Genomic DNA, 6,246 nt, shown 5'->3' on the forward strand with positions numbered 1-6,246 from the left:
TGATTTTATCATCAATCTGAGAGGTTTACACAGAATAATTTACACTACCTGGATGGAGTGAGTCTCGTTTCCCATGTTTTTTCCACAGGCATACATATTATTGTCCGTTTTTAAAATAAATAAATTATCATATGTATACTTATAAGTCATAGCCCAATATGGCTCCCAATAATCAACAACAGAATTTAATTGCATAGTTTCTGACCAAACCATTAGGACATTATCAGATACTTTTGTCGCTTCTTTTACATATTCATCTTCAGTAGGGATTCCACATTGTCCCCAAAAATTGCTTCCCCATGTATAAAGTTCGTTATCATTTGTTATTGCAGCAGCAGTCCAATCTCCACAGGAAACATATTTTACGTTTGAAAGCATTAAATGCGGTGTATTATAGACCATCGGCTCTTCTGCAATGTCAATTTGATGTATACCGTAAGTGCGTCCCCACCAATATGCATCACCATTATTTTTTAGAACAGCAATGCTATACATTCCAGCACTGGCATATGAGACATCTGTCATTAAAAGTTTTGGGGTATACTGTATATTTTGACCGATTGGTATATCTACTGGATCGTTTTGCGCATCTATATTATTTAAAAGAATTCCATCAAGATTATCTCCGACACCATAGAGGTCACCGTTTTCTGTTAGGTATATCAAAAAATATCCATTAACAGAACAATCCACATGAACAACATTTTCAGCTATTTTTTTATAATCAGTGTAATATGTTTCAGTATTATTTGTATCTTCTGGATGATTAATACCTAACTGTCCAGATTCATTACGTCCACATCCCCATAATATATGATTTTCATCTATATAGAAGCGATTTGAACCAATTACTTTATTTGTAATATAGCATTTTGTAATGTTAAAATCTGTATCCCAAGTTTGGCTTAAAAATCCTTCTGGAGCATAAAATGACTTTTGGGTGTTATTTGTGCTTGAAGTAGATGTGCTATTTTCAGATGAAGAAGAAACTGTGTCTGAAAGTGGAACAGAATTTATTTTTGTAGAACCACACCCAATTAATAGAGATGAACTAAGTAATAAAGACATAATGAAAAATTTAAATTTCATAAATTGAATACTCCTTTCGATAGAGATTGATTTATAAATTGATTTTATCATTATATATAAAAACAGACAAGAAAAAATGGAAATGGTGGTTTACAAGTGACTGTAATATAGCTCTTTTATTTATAGATGATCGATCATTTATAAAAATTTATAGGAGGAATGTTTAATGGCAAACAGATTATTTATTAATAAAAGTGGGCAGACACTTACTGTAAGAACTACAACATCTGATACCTCGGCAATTGTTGGGTACATTTATGACAGAGAAGCGTATGTATATGATTCTGATGCAGGCGGCGATGGTGCATTCAACCATGTTAAATTTTTGGATGCATCCGGTAATTTTAAATGGGGATATCTTAATTTTCCACCGGATGGATGGAGTACCAGTTGTATAAGTTGGCCATATAAATATAATGTATTAATTTCAGGTACAAAATATAGTACATATTTGTTACGGAAAGATTGTAAAGCATATTATCCAAGTGGAAAATATTGGAAAACAATTCCAGCAGGTCGTCAGGTCGCAACTAATAACGACACCATGGGAGAGAATTATCCGTATTTAAAATCTATTGATTACTATCAGGGAGATAGTGGATGGGAAAGAGTATGCGGAAATTATGGTTTTGTGGACACTGGCATTAGAAGTGGGTCTCGATATAATAAAATTGCATTTTATGGCGGTTGGTAAAAGTAAAAATAAAAATATAAGGAGTGGAAGTCAATCCACTCCTTGCAAAAATAATAATGAGTTAAAGGAGCAGACAGATAATGGATGAAATGATTTATAAAACACAGGTGTGGTTGAATGAAACATATGGTGGTAAGACGGGTTATAATTCTTTAAATCTGGACAATGAAAAAATTGCGGGAAAAACAAATTGGACTACTATTTATGCATTGACAAGAGCATTACAGATTGAATTAGGAATTACATCAACCGCGGATAATTTTGGTAATACTACGATTTCTAAGTTTAAATCACGTTTTCCAAATGGAATTAGTCAGCAGGCTGAAGATAGTACAGAAGAAGATAACATTTATGCAATCATTCAGGGGGCATTATGGTGTAAAGGGTATTCAGCGGTGTATGGAGCAATTACAAAACAGTTTAAATCTTCTGTAGCAAGTAGTATTAAAAAAATGAAGGCAGATGCTGGATTATCAAATGCTAATGCTACAATTTCAGTAGATTTAATGAAAGCATTATTATCTATGGATCAGTTTGTACTTTTGTCATCATATGGTGGAACATCAGAAATTAGAACAATTCAGCAGACTTTGAACGGTAATTATGCTAATTATGTGGGAATTATTCCTTGCGATGGTGTGTATGGAAGATCCTTAAATAAAGCATTGGTAAAAGTTTTACAGGCTCTGGAAGGATTATCTCCATCACAGGCAAATGGTAACTTTGGACCTACTACAACAGCAAAAATTACAAAATTAATTGTAAATAGCAAATCATCTGGAGAATATGTAAAGTTAATGCGTTACGCGCTGGCTTGTAATGGATATTCAACTGGATCCTTTTTAAATACATGGGATTCAAAACTTGAGAATTCTATTACAGAATTTCAGGGGATGTATGCATTACCTATTACCAAAATTGGAGATAAAAATACTTGGATGTCTCTGTTGACAAGTAAAGGAAATCCAGATAGATCTTCAACAGCATGTGATTGCTCTACTATCTTGAATTCAAATAAAGCTACTGCTCTTTATGATGCTGGTTATCGATATGTTGGAAGATATTTAACAGGAACCGTAGGAGGAACAACTTCAAAAGCAATGACTCGAGATGAAATTAAAAGTATTTTTGCAGCGGGGTTAAATATTTTTCCAATTTTTCAGGAGGGAACACCGAGTTTAGATCGCTATACGAAAGAAGAGGGACTTGTAGAAGGAAAGAAAGCATATAAAGCAGCATTAGCATTAGGAATTCCTCAGGGAACCATTATTTATTTTGCTATTGACTATGATGTAACTGATGCTCAGGTTACATATGTGAAAAATTACTTTAAAGGCATTAATCAGATTTTCAATCAGTCAAATTTTTATCAAGTAGGAATTTATGGCCCACGAAATGTGTGCTCTAAAGTATGTACAGCTAATCTTGCTAAAAGTAGTTTTGTCAGTGATATGTCTACTGGATTTAGTGGAAATCTTGGATATCCAATTCCAGACAATTGGGCATTTGATCAGTTTGATGAATATACATTTACAAGTGGAAATGCATCATTTGGATTAGATAAAGATGCATTCTCAGGCAGAGATAAAGGTTTTAGTATGATTAATGAAACAACTATTCTGCCAGATCTAAGCATGTATGAGAGAGTGTTGATGGCAAAAAGATTTTTTGCTAATTTCGGAATTAATCTTTTGCCAAATATGGATTTACTTTTTAATGTATCTTACACAGCAGATTTTGGAAATATGGAGATTACATATTCGTTTAGTGAAAAGAAAAAAGATGACAGTTCAGATGCAAATGTTTCTACTACAATAGATGTAATAAATGGTAGTGTAAGTGAATCTGTATCTAATGTAATGGGGGCGGCATATGGCGGCTTAGGCAATGAATATACTGTCGATATTGGCTTTGATTCTGTGACTACTATGATGGGATTAGTTTCTACAATAGAAAATGGTTCAATTGCTGTTAGAGGCGGTATGGATTCTACTGGCTGTTTTGTGATGAAATACGAGGTAGAGCAAATTGTAAGAGAGGATGATGATACAAAATATTATCAGTATTATGAAGTGGAATGCAAATTTAAACCTTATGAGAAAGATGATACGTCAACTCAACCAGAGTATTCTTTTGAAAAAGCATATGACATTAATTGGGGAGAGGTAGGAGTTGCTATCGCGGCGGTAGCAGTAGTCTTTGTAGCTGTAGTAGCTGTTGTTGGTTCATATGGAACGGCTGCACCAGCAGCTGCAGCTATGCTCTCAGTTGCCGCTAATTTGGCATATGCTTATAATTAGGAGTTAGCTAAAAATATGTTTGTGAAATCAACTTTAAAATAAGTTTCTGACAAAGGAACACCAGTTACGGTAAGTGCCGGTTCTGGTGTTCTTTTGCTTGTTATGTTTTTGTTAAATTAATATTTAAAGCACAAATACACTTAGTAAATTTGAATATAATATATTATTGAATGTAAATTTTATAAGTGTGGAATAACTTAAATACTAGACAAATTTTCCTTTTACTCATAGGCTGAATTGAAAATCTTGTTGACTATAACTATAAGATAAATTATAATACATACACTGATTATGTAAGGGAGGATATGCAAATGGATGCATTGTACAATATTGATAGTACGGTTACTTGGAATGAATATAAGAGATTTTGTAAAGTAGTTCGAAAGAGTAATAATAAACGTAAGACGTTTACATGTGTTTGTTTAATTATTGTATTACTTTTATCAATTTTATTGATCAAGGTACACGTATATTATCCAACTGCTTTGGCTATTCTTATATTATTAGTGGGTTATTTAACAGGTTTTGTTAAGCAAAGAAACGAAGTTAAACGTGCATGGAATACGAATAAGGCAATGCAAAATAGTGTACATCACTATTTGTTTTATAATGAATATCTTGAGGATAAGACCTCCACAAGTATGGCAGAATTAGCATATAATAAAATTCACAGAATAATGATTACGGATACAAATATTTACATTATGTCTGGGGCAATACAAGGATTAGTGATTTCAAAAGAGAATTGTAATGAAGAGTTTCTTTCTTTTATTTCTTCAATTAAGGAAAAGTATCATGTATGATAATTTTATTATAAATTATAGAAAGTAGTAGTGTAAATTTGATTTGAGTAATTGATTTCAAGACAATTTAACCATCGTTTGCTTGAGTATTTATAGGTTATATTTTAAAAATGTTGTTCGAATATAGAACTTAGTTTGAAACTGTGAAATTTTTTCTGTAAATTCATTAATAACAGGTTCTTCTATGATAAAATAAAAATCATAGGAGAGCCTTTTATTCTGGCAAAACAAATGAAACCAGTACATCGTGTACAAATGACAGAAGGAAAAAATATCATTCACTAACTACTTGATGAAATTGCGGAAATTCTTCAGGATGCACTGAAAGACTTTCTTGGTGAAAACATTAAGGCGCTGATGGAATCCGAAATGGATGAACATTTTGGCTATCGAAAATTTGAGCGTTCTAACAGTGACAATTATCGAAATGGTTATAAGCAAAAAAGAGTTAACAATAGTTATAAAGTAGGGAAATTGATGTTCCACTGGATTGTCAGACTACATTTGAACCGTAGATTATAAAAATGCTAGAAAGATGTTTCAGATATTAATCATAAAATCATTTTTTGTATGCGAAAGAAATAAGTATATGACAGATTTCATAGAGTATTGAATATATTTATCGATTTGAAACATTGGCAAGGATTAATTTAGATGTAACAGATAAAATATGCCACAAATTGGAGACTGACAAAGCAGTTTGTTGGTGAATATTTCGGTCAGCAAGTCTACACTGTCCGGTTATTAGGAAACCAATTGGCAATTATGTAGAATATAAGAAATCTCGCAAATGTATAGCCGGCTTATGCCCCGCAAAGTGGCTCTGGGTTTGACATTGGCTCAGTTTCTTATCAATTGTAAACAAGCCAATCAAGGTGGTTCTTGCTCCGAAATAGTGGTTTCCATATTACTGTAATCATGGTTTCTTACAGCAAGAATATCCTGCAGGATTCTGTCTCTAGCAATGGTATTATCCGTAAGTTTGTAGTTTACATCATTCTGAGCATTAACATGGAAAGAAAAAAGTACTGACAATTAGTATCTGTTATGAATGATCTGAAGCCCCGCTGGGTAAAAGATGTATTAATTATCTGTGTAGATGGTCCGACAGAAATTAAAGAAACTGTTGCAGTTACTTTTCTAAAATAGAGTATCAGCGTTGTATTGTGCATCAGGTAAGAAATACTCAAAAATACTCGAATCCCATGGTATGTTGGAAGATTTGAAGCAATGAAAAAAAGATTGCACGTTGATAAATGAAGTATTATGTATGAAGGTTGCTTGCTTGAATAAGGAATTTAACTGTGGGTTAGAGACTGTAATTAATTCTGTGTAAACTCTAAAAGAGCTATATACCCTC

The 6,246-nt window shown here is 32.7% G+C and carries 5 protein-coding genes; 4 read left to right on the plus strand and 1 reads right to left on the minus strand.

Features of this window, described 5'->3' with window-relative positions:
- Positions 1 to 39 precede the first annotated feature (39 nt).
- The gene (locus LG34_RS15260) at positions 40 to 1,089 is read right to left on the minus strand and encodes a hypothetical protein (protein ID WP_181369398.1); all 1,050 of its coding nucleotides are present in this window, start codon (positions 1,087 to 1,089) and stop codon (positions 40 to 42) included.
- 166 nt (positions 1,090 to 1,255) lie between these two features.
- Between LG34_RS15260 and LG34_RS15265 the strand changes: the two genes are divergently transcribed.
- The 4 genes from LG34_RS15265 to LG34_RS16860 all read left to right on the plus strand — a co-directional run bounded on the left by LG34_RS15265 (position 1,256) and on the right by LG34_RS16860 (position 5,408).
- Complete coding sequence (locus tag LG34_RS15265; RefSeq protein ID WP_109216829.1) at positions 1,256 to 1,783, plus strand: hypothetical protein; 528 nt, start codon at positions 1,256 to 1,258, stop codon at positions 1,781 to 1,783.
- An 80-nt stretch (positions 1,784 to 1,863) separates the two neighbouring features.
- On the plus strand, positions 1,864 to 4,083 hold the full coding sequence (locus LG34_RS15270) for a glycoside hydrolase domain-containing protein (RefSeq protein WP_109216830.1): 2,220 nt from the start codon (positions 1,864 to 1,866) through the stop codon (positions 4,081 to 4,083).
- Positions 4,084 to 4,394: 311 nt separating this feature from the next.
- Complete coding sequence (locus LG34_RS15275; RefSeq protein ID WP_109216831.1) at positions 4,395 to 4,886, plus strand: YcxB family protein; 492 nt, start codon at positions 4,395 to 4,397, stop codon at positions 4,884 to 4,886.
- Positions 4,887 to 5,207: 321 nt separating this feature from the next.
- Positions 5,208 to 5,408, plus strand: coding sequence for a transposase (locus LG34_RS16860; protein ID WP_431602623.1), 201 nt, complete (start codon positions 5,208 to 5,210; stop codon positions 5,406 to 5,408).
- Positions 5,409 to 6,246 lie beyond the last annotated feature (838 nt).

The organism is Eubacterium ramulus (genome assembly GCF_003122485.1).
GTDB lineage: Bacteria > Bacillota > Clostridia > Lachnospirales > Lachnospiraceae > Eubacterium_I > Eubacterium_I ramulus_A.

Coding starts and splice junctions, on each gene's coding strand:
- LG34_RS15260 (WP_181369398.1), bottom strand. CDS start 1,089: ATGAAATTTAAATTTTTCATTATGTCTTTATTACTTAGTTCATCTCTA.
- LG34_RS15265 (WP_109216829.1), top strand. CDS start 1,256: ATGGCAAACAGATTATTTATTAATAAAAGTGGGCAGACACTTACTGTA.
- LG34_RS15270 (WP_109216830.1), top strand. CDS start 1,864: ATGGATGAAATGATTTATAAAACACAGGTGTGGTTGAATGAAACATAT.
- LG34_RS15275 (WP_109216831.1), top strand. CDS start 4,395: ATGGATGCATTGTACAATATTGATAGTACGGTTACTTGGAATGAATAT.